Here is a 1403-nt window from a genome sequence, read left to right as displayed (position 1 = left end):
GGCTACTTGATACTGGGCAGCAGGACCGGGTCCGGCCAGACTCTGGTCCAGGTGCTCGGTGAGTCGCTCCCACAATCGGCTGCCCGCCGGTGTCATTGGCGTGGCTCTCTCATGGCATGCGTCTCGCCGAGCACCGTGCGGGGAGTGGCTGGAAAGGGGTCTGCCCGGCTCGAAGTAGCGGTGCCCTCCTTGCTGACATCGACGCGTTGAGGCAAGGAGAACTGTATGCCCGTGATTATCGGGATGGACCCGCATAAACGCTCGGCTACGATCGAGGTGATCAACGAACTCGGTGACGTGGTCACGGTCGGGAAATTCGGTACTGATCAGTCCGGTTATGCGGAAATGCTGTCGTTCGGACGTCGGTTCCCCGAGCGGACCTGGGCGGTGGAAGGCTGCAACGGCGTCGGCCGGCATATCGCCCACCGGCTGGTCCATGACGGCGAGACGGTCCTGGATGTGCCGGCGAAGTTGTCCGCGCAGGTGCGGGTGTTCGCCACCGGCAACGGCCGCAAGACCGACCCGGTCGACGCGCACTCCGTCGCCCTGGCCGCGTTGCGTGCCCCGAACCTGGTCCGAGTCCAGGTCGACCCCGAGCTGGTCGTGCTGACCATGCTCGTCGACCGTCGTGACGAACTCGGTCGTGCACGAACGCAGACGGTCAACCGCCTCCACCGGCTGCTCACGGAGCTGTTTCCCGGCGGAGCGAAGAAGTTCTTGTCCGCGACGCAAGCACGCGCGCTCATCGCGACGATCAAGCCACGCGACGTGGTGGGCAAGACCCGGCGCCGGCTGGCGGTCGAGCTGATCACCGAACTGGAGACCATCGACAAGAAGATCAAGGCCGCCGACCAGGATCTCCGCGAGCTGGTCGTCGCCCGTGGCTCCACTCTGCTCGACCTGCACGGTATCGGGCCGTCCGGCGCCGCTCGGCTGCTGGCCGACGTCGGCGACATCCACCGGTTCGGCAACCGGGACCGGTTCGCGTCCTGGAACGGCACCGCCCCGCTGGACGCATCCTCCGGCGAACAACAACGACACCGCCTGTCCCGCGCCGGCAACCGCAGAATCAACCGGACACTGCACATCATGAGCGTCGTCCAGCTCCGCAATCCCACCGCCGGCCGCGTCTATTTCGACGCGAAGAAGGCGGCGGGCAAGACGTCGATGGAAGCGATGCGCGCCCTTAAACGACGGCTTTCGAACGTTGTCTACGCTCGCATGCTCGCCGATCAGAAAAGACGTGAGGCGGCAGGTCCGGGAGGGCACTCGGGGACGACTCTGCAATCCAGCGTGACCGGCCTGACCCCGGACACCGGCCCTTCGGACAAGCCACAACCCGAACCTGCCGCCGCCCAGCCTACCCCCGCCAGGATCGCCCCTTGACATAAAGGGGAGCCATG

The 1403-nt window shown here is 66.1% G+C and carries 1 protein-coding gene; it reads left to right on the top strand.

The genetic code is table 11. The features are described 5' to 3' along the window. Positions 1-225: 225 nt before the first annotated feature. A complete protein-coding gene (locus ACFVYA_RS49950; RefSeq protein WP_387055709.1) occupies positions 226-1386 on the top strand; it encodes an IS110 family transposase in 1161 nt (386 codons plus the stop codon). Positions 1387-1403: the final 17 nt, after the last annotated feature.

The sequence above is a fragment of the Amycolatopsis sp. NPDC058278 genome (assembly GCF_042881395.1).
Taxonomy (GTDB): Bacteria; Actinomycetota; Actinomycetes; order Mycobacteriales; family Pseudonocardiaceae; genus Amycolatopsis.
Note: the sequence above shows the minus strand (reverse complement) of the source record. Positions and strands in the feature narration are given on the sequence as shown.

What these genes read in the sequence shown, in the direction of transcription:
- ACFVYA_RS49950 (WP_387055709.1), top strand. Translation starts at nt 226, where the DNA reads ATGCCCGTGATTATCGGGATGGACCCGCATAAACGCTCGGCTACGATC.